24 protein-coding genes are annotated in these 26,208 nt (G+C 54.0%); 5 read left to right on the forward strand and 19 right to left on the reverse strand.

The features are described from left to right. Positions 1-11: 11 nt before the first annotated feature. Positions 12-1,268: a diaminopimelate decarboxylase gene (lysA, locus tag I6G83_RS01940; RefSeq protein WP_054307132.1), complete on the reverse strand. Its 1,257-nt coding sequence runs from the start codon at positions 1,266-1,268 to the stop codon at positions 12-14. 136 nt (positions 1,269-1,404) lie between these two features. Between lysA and I6G83_RS01945 the strand changes: the two genes are divergently transcribed. Beyond that, positions 1,405-2,358, forward strand: a complete 954-nt coding sequence (locus I6G83_RS01945) for a LysR family transcriptional regulator (protein WP_054307126.1) — start codon at positions 1,405-1,407, stop codon at positions 2,356-2,358. Here I6G83_RS01945 and I6G83_RS01950 read toward each other — a convergent pair. Further along, complete coding sequence (locus tag I6G83_RS01950; protein ID WP_054307125.1) at positions 2,318-3,475, reverse strand: MFS transporter; 1,158 nt, start codon at positions 3,473-3,475, stop codon at positions 2,318-2,320. The genes I6G83_RS01945 and I6G83_RS01950 overlap by 41 nt on opposite strands. A 313-nt stretch (positions 3,476-3,788) precedes the next feature. Further along, the gene (locus tag I6G83_RS01955; RefSeq protein WP_054307124.1) at positions 3,789-4,700 is read right to left on the reverse strand and encodes a LysR family transcriptional regulator; all 912 of its coding nucleotides are present in this window, start codon (positions 4,698-4,700) and stop codon (positions 3,789-3,791) included. Positions 4,701-4,806: 106 nt separating this feature from the next. Between I6G83_RS01955 and I6G83_RS01960 the strand changes: the two genes are divergently transcribed. After that, positions 4,807-5,691, forward strand: a complete 885-nt coding sequence (locus I6G83_RS01960; protein ID WP_054307123.1) for an MBL fold metallo-hydrolase — start codon at positions 4,807-4,809, stop codon at positions 5,689-5,691. Between the two features lie 73 nt (positions 5,692-5,764). Then, positions 5,765-6,415 carry a DsbA family protein gene (locus I6G83_RS01965; protein WP_054307122.1) on the forward strand — a complete coding sequence of 217 codons (651 nt, stop codon included), beginning with the start codon at positions 5,765-5,767 and terminating at the stop codon, positions 6,413-6,415. 14 nt (positions 6,416-6,429) lie between these two features. On the opposite strand, the gene I6G83_RS01970 is transcribed toward I6G83_RS01965, so the two are convergent. Continuing rightward, a complete protein-coding gene (locus tag I6G83_RS01970; protein WP_054307121.1) occupies positions 6,430-7,137 on the reverse strand; it encodes a hypothetical protein in 708 nt (235 codons plus the stop codon). A gap of 189 nt (positions 7,138-7,326) precedes the next feature. Between I6G83_RS01970 and I6G83_RS01975 the strand changes: the two genes are divergently transcribed. Further along, positions 7,327-9,054: an ABC transporter ATP-binding protein/permease gene (locus I6G83_RS01975; RefSeq protein ID WP_054307120.1), complete on the forward strand. Its 1,728-nt coding sequence runs from the start codon at positions 7,327-7,329 to the stop codon at positions 9,052-9,054. Between the two features lie 93 nt (positions 9,055-9,147). On the opposite strand, the gene I6G83_RS01980 is transcribed toward I6G83_RS01975, so the two are convergent. Then, positions 9,148-9,318 (reverse strand): hypothetical protein, encoded by a 171-nt coding sequence (locus tag I6G83_RS01980; protein ID WP_167549960.1) that lies wholly within the window; start codon positions 9,316-9,318, stop codon positions 9,148-9,150. Positions 9,319-9,618: 300 nt separating this feature from the next. Continuing rightward, positions 9,619-11,274 carry a multidrug ABC transporter permease/ATP-binding protein gene (locus tag I6G83_RS01985; RefSeq protein ID WP_054307119.1) on the reverse strand — a complete coding sequence of 552 codons (1,656 nt, stop codon included), beginning with the start codon at positions 11,272-11,274 and terminating at the stop codon, positions 9,619-9,621. A 581-nt stretch (positions 11,275-11,855) separates the two neighbouring features. On the opposite strand from I6G83_RS01985, the gene I6G83_RS01990 reads away from it, so the two are divergent. Beyond that, positions 11,856-12,407, forward strand: a complete 552-nt coding sequence (locus tag I6G83_RS01990) for a tyrosine-type DNA invertase (protein WP_054307118.1) — start codon at positions 11,856-11,858, stop codon at positions 12,405-12,407. 43 nt (positions 12,408-12,450) lie between these two features. Here I6G83_RS01990 and I6G83_RS01995 read toward each other — a convergent pair whose 3' ends face one another. The 13 genes from I6G83_RS01995 to I6G83_RS02055 all read right to left on the reverse strand — a co-directional run bounded on the left by I6G83_RS01995 (position 12,451) and on the right by I6G83_RS02055 (position 26,173). After that, complete coding sequence (locus tag I6G83_RS01995) at positions 12,451-14,814, reverse strand: FKBP-type peptidyl-prolyl cis-trans isomerase N-terminal domain-containing protein (RefSeq protein ID WP_156484027.1); 2,364 nt, start codon at positions 14,812-14,814, stop codon at positions 12,451-12,453. Continuing rightward, positions 14,811-15,248, reverse strand: coding sequence for a hypothetical protein (locus I6G83_RS02000; RefSeq protein WP_126531560.1), 438 nt, complete (start codon positions 15,246-15,248; stop codon positions 14,811-14,813). The genes I6G83_RS01995 and I6G83_RS02000 overlap by 4 nt, the downstream gene beginning before the upstream one ends. Before the next feature lie 118 nt (positions 15,249-15,366). Further along, entirely contained in the window at positions 15,367-16,083 is a 717-nt protein-coding gene (locus I6G83_RS02005; RefSeq protein ID WP_062779299.1) for a hypothetical protein, read from the reverse strand. Positions 16,084-16,158: 75 nt separating this feature from the next. Continuing rightward, a complete protein-coding gene (locus tag I6G83_RS02010; protein ID WP_054306151.1) occupies positions 16,159-16,830 on the reverse strand; it encodes a response regulator transcription factor in 672 nt (223 codons plus the stop codon). A 63-nt stretch (positions 16,831-16,893) separates the two neighbouring features. Further along, a complete protein-coding gene (locus I6G83_RS02015) occupies positions 16,894-17,598 on the reverse strand; it encodes a response regulator transcription factor (RefSeq protein ID WP_054306152.1) in 705 nt (234 codons plus the stop codon). A 267-nt stretch (positions 17,599-17,865) separates the two neighbouring features. Then, entirely contained in the window at positions 17,866-18,405 is a 540-nt protein-coding gene (locus I6G83_RS02020; RefSeq protein WP_054306153.1) for a fimbrial protein, read from the reverse strand. Between the two features lie 56 nt (positions 18,406-18,461). Then, on the reverse strand, positions 18,462-19,541 hold the full coding sequence (locus I6G83_RS02025) for a fimbrial protein (RefSeq protein ID WP_072186114.1): 1,080 nt from the start codon (positions 19,539-19,541) through the stop codon (positions 18,462-18,464). Positions 19,542-19,551: 10 nt separating this feature from the next. Beyond that, entirely contained in the window at positions 19,552-22,110 is a 2,559-nt protein-coding gene (locus I6G83_RS02030) for a fimbria/pilus outer membrane usher protein (RefSeq protein WP_054306154.1), read from the reverse strand. Between the two features lie 102 nt (positions 22,111-22,212). Continuing rightward, positions 22,213-22,887: a fimbrial biogenesis chaperone gene (locus tag I6G83_RS02035; protein WP_054306155.1), complete on the reverse strand. Its 675-nt coding sequence runs from the start codon at positions 22,885-22,887 to the stop codon at positions 22,213-22,215. Between the two features lie 103 nt (positions 22,888-22,990). Continuing rightward, complete coding sequence (locus tag I6G83_RS02040; protein ID WP_054306156.1) at positions 22,991-23,524, reverse strand: fimbrial protein; 534 nt, start codon at positions 23,522-23,524, stop codon at positions 22,991-22,993. Positions 23,525-24,021: 497 nt separating this feature from the next. Continuing rightward, a complete protein-coding gene (locus tag I6G83_RS02045) occupies positions 24,022-24,570 on the reverse strand; it encodes a tyrosine-type DNA invertase (protein ID WP_072186115.1) in 549 nt (182 codons plus the stop codon). A 618-nt stretch (positions 24,571-25,188) separates the two neighbouring features. Next, positions 25,189-25,920, reverse strand: coding sequence for an SDR family NAD(P)-dependent oxidoreductase (locus I6G83_RS02050; RefSeq protein ID WP_054306157.1), 732 nt, complete (start codon positions 25,918-25,920; stop codon positions 25,189-25,191). A gap of 4 nt (positions 25,921-25,924) precedes the next feature. Continuing rightward, entirely contained in the window at positions 25,925-26,173 is a 249-nt protein-coding gene (locus I6G83_RS02055) for an acyl carrier protein (RefSeq protein ID WP_054306158.1), read from the reverse strand. Positions 26,174-26,208: the final 35 nt, after the last annotated feature.

A 26,208-nucleotide genomic window follows, 5' to 3' on the forward strand; every position in this document is an offset into this window, starting at 1 on the left:
CCGCGCCGGGGTTATACCTGTTCCAGCGCGATCAGTTCCTCAATGGTCTGCCGGCGGCGAATCAGCCGCGCCTCGCCCTGATCAAACAGCACCTCCGGCAACAGCGGCCGGCTATTGTAGTTGGAGGACATGGAAGAGCCGTAAGCGCCGGTATCGTGGAACACCAGATAGTCCCCCACCCGCACCGGCGGCAGCGCCCGGGTTTCCACCCCGCCGCCCGCCTGCTGGGTAAATACATCGCCGGATTCGCACAGCGGCCCGGCAATCACCGTATCGCGCAGCGGCTGGCCGTCGGTAGCGCGCCCGTCGGCAGGCAGCAGTGAAATATGGTGGTAGCTGCCGTACATCGCCGGCCGCATCAGGTCGTTAAACCCGGCGTCCACCAGCACAAAGTGACGGCTGCCCATATCTTTGACCGCCCGCACTTCGGCCACCAACACGCCCGCCTCGGCCATCAGGAAGCGCCCCGGCTCGATCTCCAGTTTCACCGGATGCCCCAGATGGGCGGCAATGCGCTCGCGCGCGCCGTTCCACAGGCCGAAATAGTGTTCGGTATCGATCGCCTCTTCGCCGGCCTGATACGGAATCGACAGGCCGCCGCCGGCGGAAATCGCCTGGATATCCATCCCCAGCGCCATCACCTGCTGCACCATAGCGTCGCACACCCGCTCCAGATGCTGATAGTCCACGCCGGAGCCGATATGCATATGCACGCCCAGCAGCTGCAGACCGTGCCGCTGAATCACCTCCACCGCCCGCGGTAAATCGGCATACCAAATGCCGTGCTTGCTGTTTTCACCGCCGGTATTGGTTTTCTGGCTATGGCCATGACCAAAGCCCGGGTTGATGCGCAGCCACACCGGATGCCCGTCGCCGTGCTGCCCCAGTTGCTCCAGCATGTCGATTGAGCCGGCGTTTACCGGCACTTTCAGTTCGCAGACGCGCGCCAGCGTCGCCTGATCCAGCACGTCGGCGGTAAAGACAATCTCTTCCCCGCCCGGCTGATAACCGGCGTGCAGCGCACGTTCAATTTCCCCCAGCGATACCGAGTCCACTCGAACGCCCTGCTCGCGCATCAGGCGCAGAATATGGATATTCGAGCAGGCCTTCTGCGCGAAGCGAATCACGTCAAAATGACGCAGCTGGGCGATACGTTCACGGATGATCTGCGCGTCGTAGGCCCAAATCGGGCAACCGAAGCGGGCCGGCAGCGTGAGTAAGTTGGCGGCGTTCAACGCGGTGGTGGTGTCATGTAAAGCGCGTGGCATGGCGGTGGTTCCCAAGTCATTATTGATTCTGTTGACGCCATTGTGCCGCAGGCCGCTCCGGGAGAAAAATATCTATTTAGCGGCAGTCTATTCATTTATGATATGGCTTTACGCCTCAGCCCGCATCGGAGAAGCCATGTCCGCCATTAGCCTGCGCCAGATTGAAATCTTCCATGCGGTGATGACCACCGGCAACCTCACCGAAGCGGCGGCGCTGCTGCACACCTCGCAGCCCACCGTCAGCCGCGAGCTGGCGCGCTTTGAAAAGCGGGTGCAGCTGCGGCTGTTCGATCGGGTCCGGGGGCGTCTGGTGGCGACCGTTGAGGGATTACGGCTGTTTGAAGAAGTGCAGCGCTCCTATTACGGCCTGGAACGCATTAAAACCGCAGCGGACGGCATTCGCCAGTTTCACCAGGCGCAGCTTTCCATTGCCTGCCTGCCGGTATTTTCACAGTCGCTGCTGCCGGCGGTGTGCCAACCGTTCCTCGCACGCTATCCGGACGTCAGCTTCAGCGTGGTGCCGCAGGAGTCGCCGCTGCTGGAAGAGTGGCTGTCGGCGCAGCGCCACGATCTGGGCCTGACCGAAAATACGCTGACGCCGGCCGGCACGGAGCGTATTCCGCTGATGACGCTGAATGAGGTCTGCGTACTGCCGAGCGGGCATCCGCTGCTGGCCAGGAAGCAACTCACGCCGCAGGACTTCAACGGCGAAAATTTTATCAGCCTGTCGAATACCGACAGTTACCGGCAGCTGCTGGACGCGCTGTTCAGCGAGCGGCAGGTCAACCGCCGCATGGTCATGGAGACCCACAGCGCGGCCTCGGTCTGCGCCATGGTGCAGGCCGGAGTCGGCCTTTCCATCGTCAACCCGCTGACCGCGCTGGACTATGCCGCCGCCGGCGGCGTGGAGCTGCGTCCGTTCAGCATCGAGGTGCCGTTCACCGTCAGCCTGATCCGGCCGCTGCACCGCCCCTCCTCGGCGCTGGTCACCGCCTTCGCCGAACATTTACACCAGCAGGCGGCGTCTTTCCCCGCCCGTCTGGCGGCGGTTATTGCACGGCAGCCCGGCGACGCGCCTGCCCAAAGGTAATCAGGCACAGCAGCAGCCCCGCCAACGCCATGGCCGCCGCCGCCAGCGGCACCGCCGTCAGCCCCAGCCCCTGGGCAATCACCAGGCCGCCCAGCCAGGCGCCCAGCGCGTTGCCCAGGTTAAAGGCGGCGATATTCAGGGTGGAGATCAGATTCGGCGCTTTCTTGCCGTAGGTCACCACGTTGATCTGCAGCGCCGGCACCGCGGCAAACGAGGCGGCAGCCCACAGGAACAGCGTAATCTCCGCCGGGATCAGCGCCCCGCTGGTCCAGCTGAACAGCGCGGCAAACAGCGCTATCGCCAGGAAGATCCCCGCCAGCGTCACCCCCAGCCGCCAGTCCGCCAGGCGGCCGCCCAGAATATTACCCAGCGTCAGGCCGACGCCCATCAGCAGCAGGGTCCAGCTGACGCCCTGCGGCGATACGCCGGTGACCTCGGTCAGCAGCGGCGCGATATAGGTGAACAGCGTAAACATTGAGGCCGCAAAGGCCACCGTCATCAACAGCGACAGCCAGACGCCAGCGCCGCGCAACGCCGCCAGCTCTTTTTTCAGCTCAGTCGGCGCTTCATCCTTCACCGTCGGTAACTTGCTGTACAGCGCCAGCAGGGAGGCGACGCCGATCAACGCCACCGCCCAGAAGGTGGAACGCCAGCCCAGCGCCTGCCCTAGCGCAGTGCCAAGCGGCACGCCCAGCACGTTGGCCAGCGTCAGGCCGGTAAACATCAGGGCCACCGCCGAAGCCCGGCGGTTAGGAGCCACCAGATTGGCGGCCACCACCGCGCCGATGCCGAAGAAGGCGCCGTGACACAGGGCAGTGATAATGCGCGCCAGCATCAGGAAGCCGTAGTTATAGCCCAATGCGCACATCACGTTGCCGACAATAAAAATCGCCATCAGCAACAGCAGCGTCTTTTTACGCGGCAGGCTTGCGGTCAGCAGCGCCATAATCGGCGCGCCGATCGCCACGCCGAGGGCGTAGCCGCTGATTAACCACCCCGCTGCGGGAATGGAAACCTGCAGATCGCCCGCCACGTCGGGCAACAGCCCCATAATGACAAACTCGGTGGTGCCGATAGCAAAGGCACTCAGTGCCAGCGCCAGCAGAGAAACAGGCATGTATTACGCTCCCAATCTTAAACCGTCCCGACGTCTGACGCCGTGGACCAGAGACAAACAATAACAAACGCGGTCGACCTGAAAGGCCGCCCGTCAATAAGGGTGATAGAGGTGTGAAACCGGGCTAAATAAAGGATATAACCTTATAATTATTAAGCATAAATAGCCATTTGCACGCTATAGAAATACCATGCCGCGCCGGCGAAAAACCAGCGTGGGTCGTCCGGCGCGCATAAAAAGCCGGCGTTCGCGCGCTAAGCGCTTGAATGGCCTGACGATGAAAACTGTGACGATATGTTACGCAGACGGCATACTAGTCGCGCAGGGTCGCCAGCCACTTCTCATCGCTGGCAAACCACTCCACCAGGAAATCCAGCATGGTGCGCAAGGTTGCCGGCAGTTGGCGGCGCGAAGTGTAAATACCATAAATCCCCATCGACTGCGGCCGATACTCCGGCATCAGTTCCACCAGCTCGCCGCTGGCCAGCAGCGGCGCCGCGGAGTAGTAAGGCTGTAATGAAATACCGGCTCCCTGCAGGGTGCCGGCCAGCAGTACCACCGATTCGTTGGCGCTCAGGTTGCCGCTGACCGCCACCGCCGACTGCACGCCCCGATGTTCAAAATGCCACAGGCTTTTGCCGAAATAGGAGTAGGTCAGGCAATTGTGCAACGCCAGATCCTGCGGCTGGCGCGGCGTTCCGTGCGCCGCCAGATAGGCGGGCGTCGCGCAAACCACCGAGGCGCAGCGCGATAGCGGCCGGGCGATCAGGTTCGGATCCAGCTCATTGGTGATACGCAGCGCCAAATCGATACGCTCTTCCACCAAATTGACCGCCCGGTTGTTCATCTGCAAATCGACCGCCACCTGGGGATAACGCCGTAGATAGTGCGTCACCGCCGCCGCCAGCGTGGTTTGCCCCAGCGACTGTGAGCAGGTGATGCGCAGCAGACCGCGCAGCTCCACATTGGCTTCCGCCTCGACCAGATCGATCTCCCCGGCGACCGCCAGCATCTGGCGGCAGCGTTCCAGCGTGCGTTCGCCCGCATCGGTCAGGCTGAGTTTGCGCGTGGTGCGGTGCAGCAGACGCGCCCCCGCCCACTGCTCCATCTGCGCCAGATAGCGCGTCACCATGGCGCGCGACATATCCAGCGCCTCTGCGGCGGCAATCATGCTGCCGCGCTCAACAATGGCGACAAAAACCTCAGCGGCGGTAATGCGATCCATAATTCGTCCGTTTTATGCAATCAATAATTGCATATTATCCGGTTTTTTATTCGATTCATGCAACCTAACATCTATGCAACGTTAAAACCGACAGGAAACCCCGACAATGTTTAAGAAATCACTTATCGCTCTGACGCTGACCGGCGTCGCCGCCGTCAGCACCTATGCCAGCGCCGCAGACGCGCTGACGATGGAGGTTTACAACCCCGGTGAAAGCAGCGTGTTCCCGGTTTCTTCTGAAATCATCAGCGGCCAGCATGAAGTGGCGCTGATCGATGCCCAGTTCCAGCGCAACGATGCGCAGCAGCTGGTGGAGAAAATCAAGGCGACCGGAAAAAAACTGACCACCGTCTATATCAGCCACTCCGATCCGGACTTCTATTTTGGTCTGGACGTGATTAAGGCCGCGTTCCCCGACGCAAAAATTATCGCGACGCCGGGCACCATTAAAGAAATCAACGCCACCAAAGACGGCAAGGTCGCCTATTGGGGCCCTATTCTGAAAGAGAATGCGCCGACCCAGGTGATCGTGCCGCAGCCGCTTACGGGCGACAGTTTCACCATCGACGGTCAACAGGTTGAGGTGAAAGGCCTGAACGGCCCGACGCCGGCGCGCACCTATGTGTGGATCCCGGCGTTGAAAGCCGTCGTGGGCGGCGTGGCCGTCGCCGGCAACAATATCCACCCGTGGATTGCCGATAACCAGAGCGCTGAATCGCGCGCGCACTGGCAGCAAACGCTGGCCAGCATTCAAACGCTGCAGCCGCAGCGGGTCGTCCCCGGACATTACCTGCCCGGCGCGGCGCAAACGCTGGAATCCGTCACCTTTACCCAGAACTACCTGAAGGTGCTGGAAGCCGAACTGCCGCAGGCCAAGGACGCCAAACAGCTGGTGACGGCGATGGAAAAACACTACCCGACGCTGAAAGACGTTTCCAGCCTGGAGCTGAGCGCCAAGGTGCTGAAAGGCGAGATGAAATGGCCGCAGTAACGCGCCGCTGAAACAAACTGCCGGCATGCTGCGTCGCTTGCCCGACGCAGCGCCGATAACAAAAGAGGTTCCCATGAGCAACGTCACGCTGCATTACGTCTACGATCCGCTGTGCGGCTGGTGCTACGGCGCCACCCCGCTGGTCAAGGCGGCGCAGGCCATTCCCGGCCTGACGATCGCCCTGCACGGCGGCGGCATGCTGACCGGCGGCAACCGCCGTCAAATCACCCCGGAGTGGCGCAGCTACGTTATTCCACAGGATAAACGCATCGCCGAACTCACCGGACAGAGTTTCGGTGAAGCCTACTTTAACGGCTTGCTGTGCGACAACACGGCGATCATGGATTCCGAACCGCCGACAACCGCCATCCTCGCGGCGCAACAGCTGGCCGGCCGGGGGCTGGATATGCTGCACCTGATTCAGCGGGCGCATTACCAGGAAGGACGGCGCATCGCGGATTTACCGGTGCTGGAGGCGCTGGCGCGCGAACTGGGGCTGCCTTCGGCGCCGTTTATTGCCGAGATGCGCTTTAACCGCGGCGCCCCCACCGCCCAGCATATCGCCGAAAGCCGGGCCTTTCTCGCCAAAGTACACGGCCAGGGGTTCCCGACCTTCGCCCTGCAGGACAGCAACGGCGATCTGCATACCATCGCGGCAGGCAACTATCTGGACAACGTTGCGGGCTGGAAAGCCATGCTGAGCAGCGCCGCCGCCTTAGCGTAAGGCGGCGCGGCGTTTTACTCGACCCGGATAAAACGCCCTGCCGCCTGAACGTTATGGCCAAAACCGCAGTCGCCCTGAGAATCCAGTTCCACGGCATCGTCGCTAAAGGCAATGCTCACGTCGCAGGCCGATTCATCATCCTCGTCATCCTGATGGTACAGCGCTTTCCCGTCCTCGATCGGCAACACATCGGCAAACTCGCCCATATTGGGGCCGTAATACAGCCCCATACCCGGCATGTAGTAACCGGCATAGTCGATTTGCCACTGCTCACCGTGCGCAACCACCGTCACTTCGCTCCAGACGCCGCGGCCGGCATACTGCCAATAAACACCGGCTGGGCCGGTCTCCGGCGGCTGTTGTGCCAGCCGCTGCTCTAACAACGCCATATTGTGCCGTGATTTATCGTCGTCCGGCGCCAGCAGCAGATAGGCACGCGCTTTCAGCAACTGTCCGGCACGCATCAGCGCCAATGCCACGTTGTTATACGCCGTCGCCGTCGCGCGCTCGCTGAAGCCGCAAAATTCGCTCCAGGCCGCCTGATCGCGAAAAATACCTGCCGCCTTCATATAATCACCGCTCTGGTAAGCGCTGCGGCCCAGCTCGGCGTAGCCGGCCACCTTCTGGCAATCGGCGTGAATATCCGGTTCATCAATCTGCGCCAGCGCCGGCCAGCTTGCCAAAGCACCACAGGCCAGTAGCGGCGGCAACAATGCCCTCATACCTCTTCCTTCTCGGGGTCCGTTTCAAATCTCCGCCAGTATAACCGGCCGGCTCGCCGGCTTCACCCTTCACGGTTCAGCCTGATATTCCTTATGATTAGAGGGTGTTAAACCTGCTTACAACTGGCGATTTGCTTGTTGCCCCCAGCTTGGCGATGCTGTTGAACATGTTTTTTACGGCGAGAACTTATGAACAGCACACAAAAACATGCCGTCTGGCAGTTGATTAAACCGTTTTGGGTTTCCGAGGAAAAGGGACGCGCCTGGCTGATGCTTATCGCCATTGTCGCACTGTCGCTGGGGCTGGTTTACATCAGCGTACTGATCAATCAGTGGAATCAGGTGTTCTATGATGCGCTGCAGAATAAAAACTATCCGGTATTCAAACAGCAGCTGTGGCGTTTTACCTATCTGGCGCTGATCTTTATCGTGCTGGCGGTGTGGAAAGTGTATCTGACGCAGGGATTGCAGATGCGCTGGCGCAGTTGGATGACGGAAAAGTTTATGGGTAAATGGCTGGCGCATCAGGCCTATTACCACAGCGAACAGCAACAGCTGGTCGATAACCCGGACCAGCGTATTGCCGAAGATCTTAATGTCCTGACGCGCAACACGCTCTCGCTGTCGCTGGGGTTGTTGTCCAGCCTGGTGACTCTCTTCTCCTTCGTCAGCATTTTGTGGCACGTCAGCGGGCCGTTAAGTTTCGCCCTGCACGGACACGCCTTTACGCTGCCGGGCTATATGGTGTGGTTTGCCCTGCTGTATGCGCTGCTGGGATCGCTGATCATCGGCTGGGTCGGCAAACCGCTGGTGCGGCTGGGCTTTGATCAGGAACGCTATGAGGCGAACTTTCGTTTCGGCCTGATCCGCATCCGGGAAAACCACGACGCCATTGCGCTGTATCAGGGGGAAAAGCAGGAAGAGCAACAGCTGGGCGAACGTTTCGCCACCATCCGCAATAACTGGTGGTCCATTATGCGCATCACCCGCCGCCTGAACATCGCCAGCAACTTTTACGGCCAGTTCGCCATTATTTTTCCGTTACTGGTTGCCGCGCCGCGCTACTTTTCCGGCGCCATTCAAATGGGGGGACTGATGCAAATCGCCTCGGCCTTCGGGCAGGTACAAGGGGCGCTGTCATGGTTTATCGACGCCTTTAACGACCTGGCCGCCTGGAAAGCCTGCGTTAACCGTCTGGCCGGCTTTAACGCCGCCGTAGAACAGGCGCATCACCAACCCCGCGGCATTGTTCTGGAGGACAACGACACCCATCCGCTGGCGCTAAACCGCCTCAGCCTGCAGCTGCCGGATGGCCAACCGCTGGTGCACGATGTCTCGTTAACGCTGCAGCGCGGCGAGCGCGTACTGATAGCCGGCCCTTCCGGCGGTGGTAAATCTACGCTGCTGCGCGCCATCGCCGGTATCTGGCCTTACGGCGCGGGCAGTATCCGCCGCGATGCCTCACTGCGCGCCCTGTTCCTGCCGCAGCGCAGCTATATGCCCATCGGCACGCTGCGGGAAGCGCTGAGTTATCCGCACCCGGCAGGCACCTACCATGACGAGCAACTGCTGACCGTGCTGGAAAGCTGCCGTCTGCAACATTTGCAACGCTGGCTGGGTACGGCCAACAACTGGAGCCAGCGCCTTTCTCCCGGCGAACAGCAGCGCCTGGCCTTCGCCCGCGCCATACTCACCCGGCCGGACATCTTATTCCTCGACGAGGCCACCAGCGCGCTGGACGATGAAACCGAACAGCTGATGTATGAGCGCCTGGTGACTACCCTGCCGGATGTCACGCTGGTCAGCGTCGCGCACCGCAACAGCGTGGCGAAGTATCACCAAACCTGTTGGCGGCTTAGTCATCAGTCGGAAAGTCCCGCCCGGATCGCACCAGACGCATTGCCTAAAGCAGGCTGAAGGGCAGCCAGGAAGACGGGCAAACAAGAGATTGTTACAGAGAACAGATAAAACCGGACCGGCTGCCAGGCAGTCGGCCGGCGTGACAATTCGCTAAGGGGCATCCTTTTGTGCCGGGCGGGGCGTCGGCGATTCCGGCGCATCGTCCTGCCAGAGATCTTCAATAAACTCACGCTGCGCCTCATTCAACTGCCACGACGGCGGAATTTTCGTTTTATTGCGGCGCACGCACGGCTTCTCCGCCTCAATTTTTTTCTTATCCATTGCTTTTCCCTAAACAGAAAAAATCCAGTCATTCACTACACGGCCGTAGCCCAATTTAAATTACTACTGTGTAGGCACATGGCAAACGCGTTCAACGCGCCGACCCATGCCTGTTTAATAGTTTATCGGCTATAGATTACACTAATTACGAACAAACCATCGATTGCTTAAAGCTATAGATAACGCCGTTATTCCCTATTGATATTTATTAATCACGAATTCTACTATGGCGGGAAAGCGATGCGGGGGAAGAGGAATGTGCGCCTAACCCGGCGCACTCACGGCGCCGGGAAGAGGCAATCAGTCGATTTGCGCCACGGAATCCCGGCTGGCGCGTTCACGCTCGCTGCCGGTCAGTTCGCTGAGCTTGCCGTTGCGCATCTCTAACAGCCGATCGGCATGTTCAAAATAGTGATCGTCATGGCTGATGGCAAACACCGTTTTACCCAGCGCGCGTAACGCCGGCAGCAGTTCCCGATAAAAGATTCGGCGGAACTGCGGATCCTGATCGGCCGCCCACTCATCAAGCAGCAAAATATCCCGCTGCTCCGCCACCGCCAGCAGCAGCGCCAAGCGCTTACGCTGCCCCTGCGAAAGCTGAGGATTGGTAACGCGTACGCCGTCAAACTCCAGTTTGTCCTGCATATTGAGTTTTTCCAGCCAGCTAGCCACCAGTTCCGCATCCGGCTCCCCGCCGTCCACGCCCTGTAACCGATCGAACTGATAAAAGTCGGTAAAAATAGCAGAGAACAGACGCCGATAATTATCGCGATCCGCCGGCTGCAGCACCACGCCGTCAATGAGGATCTGCCCGCTGACCGGCTGATAAAGCCCGGTCAGCAGCTTCGCCAACGTCGACTTGCCGCTACCGTTGCCGCCGATTAAAAACACCAGCTCCCCGCGGGTAAGCGTCAGGTTCAACGGACCAACGGCAAACCCTTGCGCCTGTTCACCCGCCGCATAGTGGAATGATACATCGCGCAGCTCCAGCGTTTGCCAAGGCATGGCGACCGTCTGCGGGAAATCGGGCTGATACTCGGCCAGCTTGAGCGATTTTACTTTTTTAAACGCCACCTCGGCGCCAAGCAGCATCGGGAAGGCGCCCACCGCCTGCAGCAATGGGGTACGTAAAAATAGCAACGTCAGCGAATAGGTCGCGGCAACTGCCGTATCCGACCATCCCAGACCATTGGCCATAAAGAACACCAGCCCGATAGCGCCGAGCATCATGATATTCGACCAGTTCACCGCGCTGAGATGAAACGTATCCGCACGAATAATGTGGTGCCGGTATTCATCGGAGTTAGCCCGATAAGTCTGCTGATACAAGCGCTGCGCACGATCGCGATTCAACGCCAACTCCTTCCGACCGTCAATCGCCGACTGGTAATCCTGGTACAGCTGTTCTTCCGCTTCACGCACCTGGGTTAAATGTTTGTATACGCGAGAAACCAACAGCCAACTGACCAAAATGGTGACCGCGACCCAAACGGCCGTCACCGCCAGCATCGGCGGCGACAGCCACCCCAGATAGGCCGCACAGCCAATCGTCAACACAACGCCTTGCACCAACTCCGGCAAACGCACGAAAGCCATGGTGACGTTGCGAATATCGCTGGATAGACTGGCGAGTAAAGAGGCGCTGCCCAGGTGTTCAATACGTTCAATATCGGTGTCCAGGATGCTTTTCACCAACCGACCGCGCAAACGATAGACAAAATGGTGACCCAGCGTGGTCAACGCTAACTGCGACCCTAAGGTGACCGCCATCAGAACGCCCAACAGAGCGAGAAACTGCGGCAATATCGCCAATGGGCTCTCGGCCGCGGCCGCCATTAAGTGTTGATTGATAAAGGCAATAATGCCGATCCCCAATGCGGCGCTGGCCAGCGTCAGGGCCATCACCGCCAGAAACGGCCAACGATACTGGTGGTACACCACCCGTAGCAACTCCATGAGTCACCTCTAAACAGAATGCAATGGCTGGCATTGTAATCAGCATGGGAGTGATAGCAATAACAATTCTCATCGCCATGGCGCGGCGTAGGAAGTTCGTAGTTGCTTCCGCAGCCCTACCGCCAGCCGCTTTCAGAGTCATAAAAAAGCCGCGCTGGAACTCATGCCGATAAGCATTCACTCATGAATAATAGACAAACCAATAAATAGCGGGTTAAATATTAGAGTTTTAAGATGAGGGAAGAGAAAAGCCGACAAACCCAAAAAAAATATCACAAAAACAAAACAACAATTAACAACCGCATAAAAAAATCATACATCTCTTCAAAAAGTAATCGCCGCTTAGCCGTATACCATCACGTTAAAAACAGAGCAATCCTGATCAAATTATGATCTGATTTGCTATTTTTTCTCACATTAAATTTACCTCCATGGCATTCCCCTACCCAGCCCACAAACCAGTTTTACAGATAATTCCTATTTACATGACTTCTTATTTATTTGCTTAACAAATGGTCTGAGTGTTTTAATTCAGTCACAAGGCAACCATGATGGTTTCTTTGTTTTCATCAAGGAAGAGTATGAAAAAACGCAAATACCTCACTCATATAGAAGTCGAACAAATGATAGATGCCGTTCCCCACGGCCCCAATTCTGCCCGCGACCGCTGCATGTTACTCATGTGTTTTATCCACGGTTTACGCGTTAGTGAACTACGCGGCTTGCGGTTAGAAGACATTGACCTTAATACCAACCGCCTGCACGTTGCCCGGTTGAAAAACGGCTTTTCCGTTCAACACCCGATTCAGATAAGAGAACGCCTGGCGATCAAACAATGGCTCAAACAACGCCCACGCTACCTGGAAGCCGACAGCCCATGGCTGTTCTTGTCACGCCATGGCGGACAGATATCACGCCAACAGCTTTACCGCCTGATGAAAACCTATGGGCAGCTCGCCGGCATCAGCGTTCAGGTGCACCCGCATATGCTGCGCCACTCCTGCGGCTTTGCCCTGGCGGACAAAGGCGTCGATACCCGGCTAATCCAGGATTACCTCGGGCATCGAAATATCCAAAATACTGTCATCTATACCGCGAGTAATGTTGAGCGCTTTCGGGCCATACATATCTAAGCCAACCCTCAACGCGCCCACATGATTACTCTAGCGATAAACGCTATTTTTTATTGCCAGCTGCGCCGTCTGCTGGCAATACATCAAGGATTCTGATGTTATAAACCATGGTGGATCCCGGAGGGATATCCGGAGCCAGCCCCTTATCGCCATATGCCAGTTCAGGCGGTACCACCATTGTCATCGTGCCATGATTCTGCAATTGCTTGATGGCGTCACGGAACATAGCCGGATAACTGCTAAGCGGCTGTGAAATTGAGGTGCCGGCAATATCCATATCCTTAATCACTTTACCGTTGGTCAGGCTTTCCTTCACAACCACGGCGACCGTATCACTATTATCTATCTTCCCGGCACCAAGGTAATCGATCCGGTAATAAAAACCGCTGGAAGATTTCTTGACGCTCTTATTTTTTCTGAACTGTTCAACATAGCGTAAACCTTGTCGTTCAGTTTCTGCTTTTAACTTCTTCTCCTTCTCGTTCAGCGCCATTTCTGTTTCATAGAGCGCTTTGGCGATTTTGTCCTGAGCCAGCTTGTTTTGGCCGACTAAAGCATCCTGAACGCCGGAAAACGCCATTCGCTCATTGATTTTGATGCCCTGAGCGATCTTCTCTTGCAACAGCGCCAGCACGTCATTACCTAATGAACTGCCGATAGCATAGTCGCGGATTTCGTTAGCCGTTTTCGGCGGAGCCACAACATCTTTGCGGGCAGCCCGCTCTTTTTTCAGCGCAGCCAGCTCCTGCTGTAGAGCTGCATGTTCTTTTTCTTGTCCTTTTGCCTGATCCGCCAGCGTCGCCAGCTGCTTTTTCAGCGCCAGCACGCCTTTCTTGCTCTCCTCCAGCTCGTTTTGCAGCGCGGCGGTGTCTTTATCTTTTGTCTTGCCTTGCGCAGCCAGCGCCGTCAGCTGTTTTTGCAGCTCAGCGCCATTTTTCTTGCTCTCTTCCAGCGCGCTCTGCAGCGTGGCGACGTCTTTATCTTTCGTCTTGCCTTGCGCAGCCAGCGCCGTCAGCTGTTTCTGCAGCTCAGCGCCACTTTTCTTACTCTCTTCCAGCGCGCTCTGCAGCGTGGCGACGTCTTTATCTTTCGTCTTGCCTTGCGCAGCCAGCGCCGTCAGCTGTTTTTGCAGCTCAGCGCCACTTTTCTTGCTCTCTTCCAGCGCGCTCTGCAGCGTGGCGACGTCTTTATCTTTCGTCTTGCCTTGCGCAGCCAGCGCCGTCAGCTGTTTTTGCAGCTCAGCGCCATTTTTCTTGCTCTCTTCCAGCGCGCTCTGCAGCGTGGCGACGTCCTTATCTTTTGTCTTGCCTTGCGCAGCCAGCGCCGTCAGCTGTTTCTGCAGCTCAGCGCCATTTTTCTTGCTCTCTTCCAGCGCGCTCTGCAGCGTGGCGACGTCCTTATCTTTTGTCTTGCCTTGCGCAGCCAGCGCCGTCAGCTGTTTCTGCAGCTCAGCGCCACTTTTCTTGCTCTCTTCCAGCGCGCTCTGCAGCGCGGTCACGTCTTTCTCTTTTGTCTTGCCTTGCGCAGCCAGCGCCGTCAGCTGTTTTTGCAGCTCTCCGCGCTCCTTGTTGCTTTCATCCAATGCCTTCTGCAATGCAGCAGCATCTTTTTCTTTTGCCTTGCCTTGGGATATCAGAGCCGTCAGCTGTTTCTGTAACTCCGTGCCGTGCTTCTTGCTTTCATCCAAAGCGCTCTGCAACACCGCGCTACCTTTATCCTTGCGTTTGCGCTGATCGGTTAATGCCGTCAATCGCTTTTGCAACTCTTCAGCATGCTTTTGGCTTTCATCCAGCGTTGCCTGCATAGATTTCTGCTGTTTGAGCCGCTCATCCTGCGCTATGGTCAATGCAGCTACCTGTTTCTGTAACTCTGAACTTTGTTGCTGACTCTTCTCCAGCGCTTGCCGTAATCTGGCGCTATCCTGCTGCTTGTCACTTTTCGTCGCATTCATTGCCGACAGCTGCTGCTGCATGTTTTCCGTTTTTTGTAAGCTTTCCTGCAATGATTTTTTCAGACGATCTACTTCGGCACGTGAATCACCATCCGCCCGTGCAGCCTCGCGCAGCTTTTTTAGCTCTCTGTTCTGTTTAGCCAACGCGGCATTGAGCTGATTGATTTTCGCCTGCTGCGACTTCAGCTCTCGTAAAGAAGCGGCGTTTTGCTTCGCCGCTCGCTTATCCAACTGGTTACTACTTCTGGCTTGTTGTGCCGTCTTCTGTTCCGGTGGCGAATCAATGGCTTCCAGTTGAGAAGGCGTCAGTAGCAAGAGTGCCGGCGCATCGTCAACTCTGCGGGTGATGGCATCCAGCGACTGTAACGTTTGCTCATCACTGAAGCTGTCCGCTGCCCCGACGCCAAACGGCAACGCCAGAGCAAACAAAAAGCCATACTTAATCCCCTGATTCACTTCACGCTCTCCCCTTTACGGATCAACGCATCAAGCACATCACGCTCAATCATCGAACAGGCCTGATTCGTTTTGTATTTATACAGCGCATCAAGCGTATCTTTGGTCAGGGCATTAACATCACCGCGCACGGCGCCATACACCGATACGCTATTCACCAGGCTGTCAAAATAGGCTTTGCGCAACGCATAGGCTTTAGGGTTCACCTTCTTCAGCGAGGCCAGCTCACTTTGGCACAGGCTAATACGGCTCTCTTTCTTTTCTGGCGGCGGTGGCGGCGGGGCTGCCGGAGCCGGCGCTGGCGTAACCGTCACAGGTGGAGATACCAGGCTGCGTGGTTTTTTACTCTGGCAACCGGTAAGCAACAGGCTCCCCGCCATCATGACGCCGATCAGTAAACGCGCATGTCCATTGGTTATCTGCAAATGTTTCACTATTTACCTTTTCCTTTCTTACTGGAGGATGACCTGTAGTTGCTTCCCTGGCCTATGCCATCATTAGCGGCGGCAACCTTGTTTTTACTGTTTCTCAATCGACCTGTCCGTTAACACCCTAGCGACCCGCCATGACTGACGTTCGGCTATCAATACACAATTTGGACAGCGGCAACCGTTGACGGTACTGGTTTTCCAACATGCCACGCATCGCAACCAGTTCAGCGCTGTGGCTAATTCCCAACTTGCGCATAGCTTTATTTTTCAGCGCGACGATCGCCTTTTTATTACGTCGCATCTTCGTGGCCGTTTGCAGCAATGAATGACCGTTAAGCAAATAACGCAGCGCCTGTAGTTCCGACATGCTGAGCCGCTGGGATAACGCACAGGCGTCCACCTGGACTGCCAATGTGCTTTTCAAACCGTGGTGTTCAGGGTCTCTCTCAACACAAATTTGCGTCAATACATCTTTAATTTCATTTAATGAGTCATGCTGGCTGACAATCCCATCAATATGCAGGGCATTCAGCTGTTGCAATAAAAATGGGATATAGCCATCAATGATGACTACAATCGGCATTTTCGGCCGAAGGTTACGCAGCGCTTCCAGCATCAGTAAGCGTGCGTGCCAATCCGACTGCCGCATGCTGAAAGAAATAACCAGCATATCGGCATGCTGTAATAACCGCCGACAAGCGCCGGACAGAGAACCTAAATGCCAAAACTCTCGCTTCTTTGACAAACTACGTGTCAACAACAGCTCAAGCCCGTAAGCGGTTAACTGACAGGAGACGAATAGTGCGATGCGCGATATTGATTGGCTCTCTACCGTCATATCCTTATCCGTGAAAGGCAAATAACCACTACGCCAATTAAGTCTCAACGACTATTACAAACGCTGCCGATGTTATTACTCACTCACAACAAACTGCTGAGTGATATTTTTCTTGAGTGAAAATAGCTCGCTGTCGTTTTTCACCTGTAATTTACGCATGGCGTTACATTTGTGCGCACTGATCGTTTTAATACTGCGCCTCTGCAGCTCCGCGATCTGGCGTAAACTCATACCATTAAATAAAAAGGTCAACACATCATTTTCACAACGCGTTAAATGGTGCAGGTTGTAAATTTCTTCGCTGTCATTGCGCGCCAGGCAGGTGCCTATTAATGGGCTCAGCACGCGTTCTCCATCAAAAACACGCGTAAAGAACTCACCGACCTGAGGTAATGTATCATCACGGGCAATGACACTGATATTAACCTGCTCCAACAGCGCCTTTAACTCGTCACCTGCTTGACAACGGGTATACACAATGACCCTCAGCGACGGAAGTTGCACGCATAGTTCTAATAATTTTTTCCGCCCCTCGGCAATTGTCTCATTCAACCCACTCAGTTCGGTAATAAGGATGTCTGTAGGCTGATACAGCAGTGCTTCAGAAACTGCCGACATGCTGGTTTCCTGCACAACTATCTGACTTGGAGCATTAAGACCTTCAATGAAGCTCGATAACCCGACTAATGTTAACGGGCAGCGGTCCATTAAGGCGATAGTGGTAGAATTTGGCGTTAAAGGCTGCATATAGACCTCCTGTCTCAATAACTTGCATAACCCATTCGAGAGAAAACTTCCGCCATTAAAGAATCAGTTGGCAAATACCGGACCAGTTTTCGCCATCCATTTCCCTTGCAGAAAGAGTTCACCATCATTGTGAAACCCCAACTTCAGCATGGCGTTGCGCTTATGTGTACTGACGGTGCGTACATCGCGGTGCATCATCAACGCGGCGGCAGTGACGCTTTTACCAGAGAATAAATATGCCAGCACATCCAACTCGCGCGCGGTCAGCGCCTTACCGCCGATAGACTGATTAGCCAGTAGCTGACGTACCTTATGGCTATAGCTACGACGCCCGGCCAATACCTGCTGAACACACTGCGCCAGCGCAATAGCCGGCTCCTGTTTCAGCACTAACCCTTTGACACCTGAGACGGTAAGCAACTGCAAGACCCGCGGGTCATCAAGCGCGGTGCAAACGACGATCGCCGTTGAGGGCCAGTGTTCCAGACACAGCGAGATCAGGCGTAACCCGTCTAACACGGATTCAGACTCGCCGCACAGTTCCATGATCAACAATGAGGTCGGCTGGCTGCGCATCAAATTAGGAATGGCAGCCAGGTTATTAACCTGTTTGATGTTTTCTGACTGTGTACAGGATTGCGCAAGAATATTGCGCATACCGAGGGCCGTCATTGGACAGGCTTCCATCACAATCACGCCCTGTTCGCTTTTTCCATTGATGCCAGGTGCGTGGGCGCTCCCCCGCTGATAAGTATGAGCCGTCGTCATAGCAATTCTCCCTGTTCCTTGTGGGATCTCTATTTCACATTTACAGATGCAACAGAAACAGCACTAACTATTAATAATCATCCTGACGGAGTGAATTGTTCTTTTTGCCATAAATCTCGCATGCATATAAAAAGAAAATATGCTGATAAATAAAAAAAGCAAAAATGAGAACAGCATGATTAATTCCATTTAATATACCTCACCGTATAAAGCTCTAACAAAGCTCCTCCACTATGCGAAGGAGCTTTATTATGAGTAAGGCTTTACTTACTCGTAGGTAAAGGCAACCATGACCGTACCCACGATAGAACCTGGCGTTGCGCCCCCCTCGGTAGTATAGGCACGGGCCTTCAGGTCGTAGGTCGTGGTATTATTCACGATGCTTTGCTTCAGGAAACCACCGTTGCCCAATTCGGTAGTTTCAGCAACATCTTTCAATTCAATCTGTACGCTTTTTGCATCGCCGGTATTTTTATACAAATTAGGGCCTTCATCCGCCGGCGTACCGCTAAAGGTTGCCGTGGCCGTTGTGGTGGTGGTCGGACAATCTTTCAGCGTCAATTTGAATGGTACCCAATCAGTCCCTATACCTTTTCCTGCCAACGTCGCCGCCTGGATGGCACTGCCGTTACCCAAGTCGACCGTAATGCCGCTGCCGTTATCATCTGCCACGATGCACGGTGAAGCCTTAATGGTACCGGTAATATTTAACTGGGTGTTCGCCAGTGCTCCATGACTCATCCCCAAGGTCGCGGCCAGCAATGCCGCAATGCTACCTTTGATCACGTTCAATTTAAGTTCCTTCATTAGTAATATCCTTATAAAACACTTACAACACACAGCTTAACTACACCTATGAAAACTTATTCAATCTCAACACGAATCGTTGCCGTCGAGTTAAAAACACCGACCTCTGGCATTTCATTTGAGGTGTTTATCGGGTATACATTTATTCCTGTCTTTCCAGTTTGATCCATATAATTCATCATCACAGGAAGACGCCCATTATTTGGCGAAATAACAGCATTCGATGACGAGTCTTCAATTTTTACAGCGATATCTTTATTCGTACTCTTTAATGCCGACGGATCACTAGGATCGGCCTCCCCCTGGAATGAAAGACTGACCTTCACTCCATCTGAGATATTACGACACGCTAACGTCAAATCCCGCTGATGCGGTGTGAAGTTTTTCGGCATCTCCCCCTTACGTTTAAAATCCGTTGACATGATATCGCCAAAGTTGATAACCACCGGTTGCGGACTTATTTCACAGTTTTGTGGGACTGTCACCGTACCGCTCATCGTGACATAGGATACCGGGGTCGGGCTACTAACCCCTGGAGTTGATGACAGATATACTTCAAGCAAACGCGTCGGCGGAATGACTTGCACGCCAACGAAAGGCCGACGAAAACGCAGGTTAATCTGACCTCGAGAGCCGCTCTTAAACGTGTTTCTTGCCCCACTACATGAAACCGGCGTCCCTGTGTTTCTGTTATCTTTGTTGTAGAATGGCACGGCTATATTTTGTTCAACATCCCCGCCCACATATACCATGCTGGCCACCGACAAAAAATTATTCAGAGCATAATATGACAAAGGAGTACCCTCTATATCGGTACCACCGGTATAATCCAACTCCTTCAATAGTGGTATAGCTGTAACATATGCCTCTCGCATATTTGTACAACCGCATGTCACCGTATATCTTTCAGGTCTATTCCATTCACCTCCAGCCGCATTTTCAATAATTTTTCCTGTCGTATTCTGATCCGGCTCAGTAAACGATGCGTTAAAAGAAAAAGGATACTCCTGCGCTCCGCCCTCACGCCTCTCACAGGTTCCAGGCATTGGCGCAGCCAATGCCTGTGGAATATAAGTTCCCGCAACGGCCAAAACTGAGGCAACTGATAATTTCCTGAATATTGATTTAAGCTTCATAATTAAAACCTTATAAACACTGAGCGTTGACCGTACGGATGGTGGAGTTCTGCACTTTGGCTCCCAAGCTATAGGTCACCTGACACTGCTGCGAGGCCCCGTTGCCCCACTTCACATTCAGCTTGCCGCTGTCCGCCAGACCGGACAGGTATACCTGGCCAGCATCGCCGACGATTGCCGCGCTGTTATCCGTATTGAGCAAATCGGTAACGGTGGCGCCAAACGGCACCGCGGCGCCACCTTGGCGTAACAGCGTCATCAACACGCGCTGACCAATGTTGGCTTTAAACTCTGCACGTACTACGGCCCCCCGCGTCGGCACCACCGACTGGCTGGTTAATGTCATATCAACATCGTCCGGCAGCGTCGTGGTATCCAGATTGATATTGTTACGACGATACGGTGACTGATATGGCACTACGGCGTAACCCCGCCAGTCGGTATTCACACCGGTCTGGTTTTGAATACGAACGCCCTTGGCACCCGGCGCTTTGACCAACGCAATGGTGTCACCCAGCGGTTGAGACAGCGTTAAACCGTTTTCATGCAGCAAGATACCGCCCTGAAGGCCATAGCTCAGGCGCTGGCTATCACGGTCATAGCCGTAACCCACGTTCGCCTGCCCCAAGCCGCCGCGATAGTCAACGCTGGCATTACCGCTGGCCCCTTGCCCCTGGCTGGTATAGCCCTGACTGATGCTGTAGCTCAGGTTACTCCTTTCCAACGCGGTGCCATGTAACCCAACCCGGTTCGAGGTATTACCGTTGCGGCTGCTGTTAACGCTATAGGTCGCATTAGCACCCGGTAACCAACGGCTGAGCGGCACGCTAACGTTGAAGGCCACAATGTGGTCTTCGTTATTAGTACGATAACCATCGCTGTTATAACCATTCTTGGCATAGGTGTAATACAGCCCGTAGCTGACGCCCGACCAACTGTTGTTGTAGCCCACGCTGGCAGACTGGCTGCGGCGGCTGTCGTTCCAGAACTCTTCGTTCATCAGGCTCAACGACAACGCCCCGGCGCCTTCCCACAGGTTTTGGTTCATGGTGAGCTCAGAACGGCTCTTCTTATGTAATGGGAAGCGGATCGACGCACCGTTGGTATAGGTTTCCAACGCTTCCTGCATGGTGTAGAAGCCTTTGGTCGAATAACGGTAGCTTGCCAGGCTGAAGCTGGTGCCCGTTTCGGCAAAGCTCTTGCCGTAGCGCAGACGCCATGATTGACCATGCTCTTTTGGCTGCAACTCTGGCTTGGTCCAGGCCTGCGTCACATCGGCTGACAAGGCCCCCAACAGACCAAGGTTCTGCCCCCAGCCCAACGCCAACGCCTGATATTTACTGGCAGCCTGAATGCCGCCATAAATCGTCGCCCCCCACGGCAGGCCATAGATGCCTGTCGCCTGGGTGAATGGCCGCTTGTCTACGTCATTAAGGTAAGAACGGAATTGACCGCTGGCGATGTTGTATTTGAAACGCCCTTCACGCTGCAGCACCGGTACCGAGGCAAACGGCACCGTGATATTCTGTTCGCTGCCATCCGCTTCTTTAATTGTGACCTTCAGGTCGCCACTGCCCGACGTCGGATAAAGGTCATTAATTTCAAACGGCCCTGGCGGCACATAGCTCTGATAGATCACATAGCCGTTTTGTCGAATAGAGACCTGCGCGTTGCTTTTGGCAATGCCGCGCACCACTGGCGCATAGCCTCTCATGCTGTCTGGCAGCATATCGTCATCGGAAGCTAATTGGGCGCCACGGAACGGCACGCTGTCAAACACATCGCTGGACGAACTGCTATCGCCAAGGGTAAGGCGGCTTTTTAACGCAATAATATCGCGCTGTAGATAGGTATTAATGGAGCGCCACTGCTTCTCGCCATTGCTGTCGCGGTTCCAGGTAGAATAGTTCCGCAGACGCCACGCCCCCAGGTTAAGCCCGGAGCGCAGGTTCAGATAATAGCTGTCGCTGTCACGACTGTCGCCGCGACGCGCCTTATTATTCGCACCGCTGAAGCTATAGTTGGCCAACAGTGCCGGTATGCCGGAATTCCATTTTTCTGGTGAAACGTAACCACGCGCCCGTATCTTAAGGGCTGCCTGGGGAATGCTTAATTCCAGACGCTGTTGGTTAAAACGGAAAGTGGATGACGCCTGAGGAATCGCCTGAGCGATATCAACGCACTTTCCACCGGCTTTAATGGCAGGAATTGCATCGACACGCACTCCCAAGGCTTCCAACAATTCACCGTCCAGGCATGGCTGCAAGCTGTTCCGACCGCTGCGGTCCCGGCTCAGAGAAAAATCAATATCGCGGGTCTCCACCATTTCGCGGTTAACATAAATATCCACGCGATATTTCCCCGGCGCCTGGGTATCACCTTCCTCGAATACCGAAAGGTCTACGCCACGTTGGTCAGGGTTATCAATTTCCAACAGCGCGGGGTTAAAGTAGTCACGAGCTTGCGCCAAGCCGGAAAAGCCCATCAACATCGCCACTTGGCAAGAGATCAGCCAAGCAAGCGGGGTTTGTCTGAACCCTCGAGGGCTGCTACGCTTCGGGTTATTCATCCTTATAACTCCATTTTTCAGCGACGCCGCATCGCCGGCGGTCGCGTCCTTCCCCGGCACTGCCTGTGCCCAGGATATTTATGTAAAGACGGTCAAAATGCCTTATAAATTGGCCGTGAACGCTTTACTGGCCCCACCAAAGTCATTAATAATTTTCCAAGTCAATGCGCCGCCGGCATTACCTGCTGGCAAGGTGAAACGCGCGCTGGAACGCGGAGCAACCATCGTGGCGTCTTTTACTGCCACGCCATTAACCTTAACGTCGAAAAAAGTGAGGTAATAAGGCGAGGGGTTGGAAACCTGCAGGGCATTGCCATTACGCTGCCATGTCACCTTCTGCGCGGCGTCATTCAGCGTTCCTTCCAGCCCTCTTGGCCGGTAAATCAGCTTGATACGCGTTTTCACCGCAATTTGCAGCGTATTGTCCTGTTTTGGTGCGGAAGGGATCGATTTAATATTGACCCAATATAAAGACTCTTTATCTTCCGGCAGCGCGCCGCCGGCCCGCACTATGCGCAGGATATTATTTTGTCCATCGTCCAGACGGAATAAAGGGGGAGTAATAACGAACGGTGCCTTAACGGCGATGTCTTCGCCGGCATCAATCCAGGACTGAACCAGATACGGCACCTTGTCCGGATTACTGATGCTCAGGGAGGATTCTTTTTTCCCTCCGTCGTAGACCACGCGCGTTCCACCGATAATCACACCGGCCTGAGCCTGAGCACCCATTGTCATCAATAACGCTGCGACCAACGCACTCTGCCAAACTTTCATTCGTATTGCCTGCCTGGTTAAACCGTGAAGAAAACAACCAGGGCAGCCTGAACTACCCTGGCTGGATTTACGCCGCCTGATCTAAAATCAGGCGGTTAAAACCTTACTGATACACGATGGTGAACTGTGCTACAGCGTTAGCAGAACCAGGAGTTACCTGGCTAGCCAGCGCGTAGTAGCTCGCCATAAAGTTCAGTTTGTTATCTGCGGTGCTAACCAGAGGGAATACGGCAGAGTCCAGACCCAGGTTGATCACGTTGTTGTGCTCATCGGTAATCTGAATACCAACGCCTTCCGCCATATCTGCTGCATCGGTCAGTGCCAGTACGCCGTCGGCGCCAGGAACCATTTTACCGCCGAAGCGTACGGTAGCTGCCGTTACAGAAGTCGGGCAGTTTTTCAGAATCAGGCTGAAGCGTCTGTCACCTGCGGTGACTTTGTCAGTAGAGCCTGCGCCAGCAAACGCAGTTGTGGCAATCTTGCCCATGTTAACGGTCTGGTTCTTGGAGTTCGCATCGATTTCACAAGCTACATCGGTAATAGAACCGGTGAAGTTAACCTGACCATCAGCAGCCAGAGCAGCGGTGGAAAACGCAGATGCGGCCAACACAGCAACAGCGAGCAGATTCTTTTTCATACTTCCTTTCCTTTAGAAATTAATGCATTGATATGCATTTGAATATTCCTGGCGTAACGTTACGCCATTCCTTGATATTTAGTTCATGAACCGCGGAAGCCACCTCAGCCGTAAGTTTGGGCAGTGTTAACTTTTCCAACCAAACGATTCATTTTGAACTAAAATGACTCATTTAAAATATTCAACCAAAAATCCAGGAAAAACAAACAGAAGACAACATATAACACTGAATAATTTGTAAAATTAAGACGAATCACCCGGATAATTGGCTGTCAGATTTTATCTGGGATTCTTCTGTTTTTTTGGTGGGGAAGACTCCCTGTTTTCTCTGAGCGGGAAGGGGCGGAAAAATCGCAGATAACACAATGTTTAAAAAGGATTTTTCACAGAGAGGGGAATTCTGTCACTGCGAGTGTTGACATTATTTGGGGGCGAATTTAGAGTATGTTGCAATTTAGTTCAAAATGACTCATTAGTAATATTTAGTTACCGCATGATTACCAAACTTCTTTAAACCTCCCGGCATTGCTCGCTGTATATAAGACAGTATTCTGAATATTTCTATGGCCCAGGTAATCCTGAATCAAACGCGTATCAATGCCGCGGTCGGCCAATGCATATCCGCAACCATGACGTAGCATATGAGGATGCGCATTAACTTCAAGATTTGCCGCCTGGCTATAATTTCTAATCAACCAGTAAATCCGCTGACGAGAAAGTCGGGAACCTCGGTTGGAAAGAAATAACCACTCACTGTCTGCGCCGCGGTAGCTTTTTCTCTTCGCCAGCCAACGCTGCAAACATTTTTTTTCACGCACGTATACTGGATGAATGGTTGAAAAACCATTTTTTAAACGATGGATATAGATATTCCCCCCTTCCAGATCGATGTCTGACAACCGCCAACTGTTGATCTCACTGACGCGGCACCCATGAATAAAACACATCCAAATCAAGCAGTAATCTCGCTCCGGGTTCTTCCCCTTCAACGTTGCCTCGAGTAATTTTTCGACTTCGGATGGGGTTAGATGCTTGCGGTTTTTCATAGCGCCTCATTGTTTCTCACAAAGAAAGTGTGGATTTATTAATTCCCTCTTTATGTCCACAACCGATGTTTGGAGCCGTTACTCCATCTAAAAGGATAGGTCCTCAATCCTGTGGCGAGTATAACGGATTTGCTTGCAGGTAACAGCCATATCCGTCTAAACCTGCCGAGCGATCGTTTATTAATCAATAAAGAAGCTTTTTCTTACCAGATCAAAAATTTGATATTCCCGGTAAAGGATGAAATCGGCAGTTTATTAAAAACAGTGAGAAACAAAGAAAATCTTAAACATGTAAAAACGCAATGCAAATCAATAAAAAAGAGATTTCTGGCGTGATTTTTCTTATAGATAATCAGAGGAAGCAGCCATAAGGAAACCGCACAACCGCGGTGGTAAAAGAGAAAAGTCTTAGTTGAAGGTGAAAAAATACGCCAATCAACACCCTATGACATTCACTAAAGTTATTGAAAACTCCGGTTAGACGTCGATATATCGCAGGTATAATTATCAAAATCAACACCTGTATCATCAATAATAGCGATTAGCGTTTATTCAGGTAAAAAAAAGGAACAAGGCAGGCTTGTTCCTTTTGTTCAATCGTCAAAAAAGCAGATTACGTCAGGCAGTCAGCCCACCATCAAGCACCAGCGTTTGCCCCGTCATATAGCGGCTCTCAGCACCGACCATAAACGTCGCCGCAGCGGCGACCTCCTGTGCTGTTCCCAACCGCCGCAACGGCACTTGTTTACGCAGCCCCCTTAACGCTTCCGGCGGCATGTTGCGCGTCATATCGCTGTCGATAATCCCCGGCAGCAGGCAATTGACGCGAATACCAAAGCGCCCCAACTCCTGTGCCAAAGAGCGTCCCAACCCCACCATCGCCGCCTTACTGGCTCCGTAGGCGGTTTGCCCGACATTGCCTTTAATCGCACTGACCGAGGACATCAGCAACAATGCGCCCTCTCCCTGCGACATCATTGCCGGCAACAGATGCTTATTCCAGTAGAATACCGCATTAAGGTTGGTTTCTATGACCTGACGCCAGGTATCCCCGAGCTGCTGAATATGTAATCCGTCCAACGTCACACCAGCGTTATGAATAACCGCATAGGGGGCACCATAACGGGCCAGTAATTCAGGCGCCAGACGATCGACATCATCCTGCTTGCTGCCGTCACACTGATACCCGCTCACCCTGCCAGGCAAATCGGCGCAGGCGGCAACCACCTCGTGACTGGCCTGCTCGTCGTTACGCCAGGTAAAAACGACATTCCAACGCTGCGCCAGTTCTTCCACCAGCGCACGACCAATTCCCCGACTGCCGCCGGTCACTAATACCCAGTTATCCATCGGCTTATTTTTTCTGTTCGGCCAGCACGTGGCACAGCTCGCCCAACGTCATATTGGGATGCTCAATAAACATTTCTGCGTTCAACGTGGCGCCGAACTCCCGTTTCGCCAGCACCATCATTTCAACATAGTCCAGGCTGTCCAGTTTCAACTGGAGCAGCGGCATGTCAGGAGAAAGCTGAGACGCATCCAGATCTTTGGCATCACAAATCATCTCGCACAGGGTGTCATAAACTTGTTGATATTTTTCCATGGTTATATCCTTATTTATCAATATGTTTTTATGTA

The sequence above is a fragment of the Serratia rubidaea genome (assembly GCF_016026735.1).
Lineage (GTDB): Bacteria > Pseudomonadota > Gammaproteobacteria > Enterobacterales > Enterobacteriaceae > Serratia_B > Serratia_B rubidaea.

Coding starts and splice junctions, on each gene's coding strand:
- lysA (WP_054307132.1), bottom strand. CDS start 1,268: ATGCCACGCGCTTTACATGACACCACCACCGCGTTGAACGCCGCCAAC.
- I6G83_RS01945 (WP_054307126.1), top strand. CDS start 1,405: ATGTCCGCCATTAGCCTGCGCCAGATTGAAATCTTCCATGCGGTGATG.
- I6G83_RS01950 (WP_054307125.1), bottom strand. CDS start 3,475: ATGCCTGTTTCTCTGCTGGCGCTGGCACTGAGTGCCTTTGCTATCGGC.
- I6G83_RS01955 (WP_054307124.1), bottom strand. CDS start 4,700: ATGGATCGCATTACCGCCGCTGAGGTTTTTGTCGCCATTGTTGAGCGC.
- I6G83_RS01960 (WP_054307123.1), top strand. CDS start 4,807: ATGTTTAAGAAATCACTTATCGCTCTGACGCTGACCGGCGTCGCCGCC.
- I6G83_RS01965 (WP_054307122.1), top strand. CDS start 5,765: ATGAGCAACGTCACGCTGCATTACGTCTACGATCCGCTGTGCGGCTGG.
- I6G83_RS01970 (WP_054307121.1), bottom strand. CDS start 7,137: ATGAGGGCATTGTTGCCGCCGCTACTGGCCTGTGGTGCTTTGGCAAGC.
- I6G83_RS01975 (WP_054307120.1), top strand. CDS start 7,327: ATGAACAGCACACAAAAACATGCCGTCTGGCAGTTGATTAAACCGTTT.
- I6G83_RS01980 (WP_167549960.1), bottom strand. CDS start 9,318: ATGGATAAGAAAAAAATTGAGGCGGAGAAGCCGTGCGTGCGCCGCAAT.
- I6G83_RS01985 (WP_054307119.1), bottom strand. CDS start 11,274: ATGGAGTTGCTACGGGTGGTGTACCACCAGTATCGTTGGCCGTTTCTG.
- I6G83_RS01990 (WP_054307118.1), top strand. CDS start 11,856: ATGAAAAAACGCAAATACCTCACTCATATAGAAGTCGAACAAATGATA.
- I6G83_RS02005 (WP_062779299.1), bottom strand. CDS start 16,083: ATGACGGTAGAGAGCCAATCAATATCGCGCATCGCACTATTCGTCTCC.
- I6G83_RS02010 (WP_054306151.1), bottom strand. CDS start 16,830: ATGCAGCCTTTAACGCCAAATTCTACCACTATCGCCTTAATGGACCGC.
- I6G83_RS02015 (WP_054306152.1), bottom strand. CDS start 17,598: ATGACGACGGCTCATACTTATCAGCGGGGGAGCGCCCACGCACCTGGC.
- I6G83_RS02020 (WP_054306153.1), bottom strand. CDS start 18,405: ATGAAGGAACTTAAATTGAACGTGATCAAAGGTAGCATTGCGGCATTG.
- I6G83_RS02025 (WP_072186114.1), bottom strand. CDS start 19,541: ATGAAGCTTAAATCAATATTCAGGAAATTATCAGTTGCCTCAGTTTTG.
- I6G83_RS02030 (WP_054306154.1), bottom strand. CDS start 22,110: ATGAATAACCCGAAGCGTAGCAGCCCTCGAGGGTTCAGACAAACCCCG.
- I6G83_RS02035 (WP_054306155.1), bottom strand. CDS start 22,887: ATGAAAGTTTGGCAGAGTGCGTTGGTCGCAGCGTTATTGATGACAATG.
- I6G83_RS02040 (WP_054306156.1), bottom strand. CDS start 23,524: ATGAAAAAGAATCTGCTCGCTGTTGCTGTGTTGGCCGCATCTGCGTTT.
- I6G83_RS02045 (WP_072186115.1), bottom strand. CDS start 24,570: ATGAAAAACCGCAAGCATCTAACCCCATCCGAAGTCGAAAAATTACTC.
- I6G83_RS02050 (WP_054306157.1), bottom strand. CDS start 25,920: ATGGATAACTGGGTATTAGTGACCGGCGGCAGTCGGGGAATTGGTCGT.
- I6G83_RS02055 (WP_054306158.1), bottom strand. CDS start 26,173: ATGGAAAAATATCAACAAGTTTATGACACCCTGTGCGAGATGATTTGT.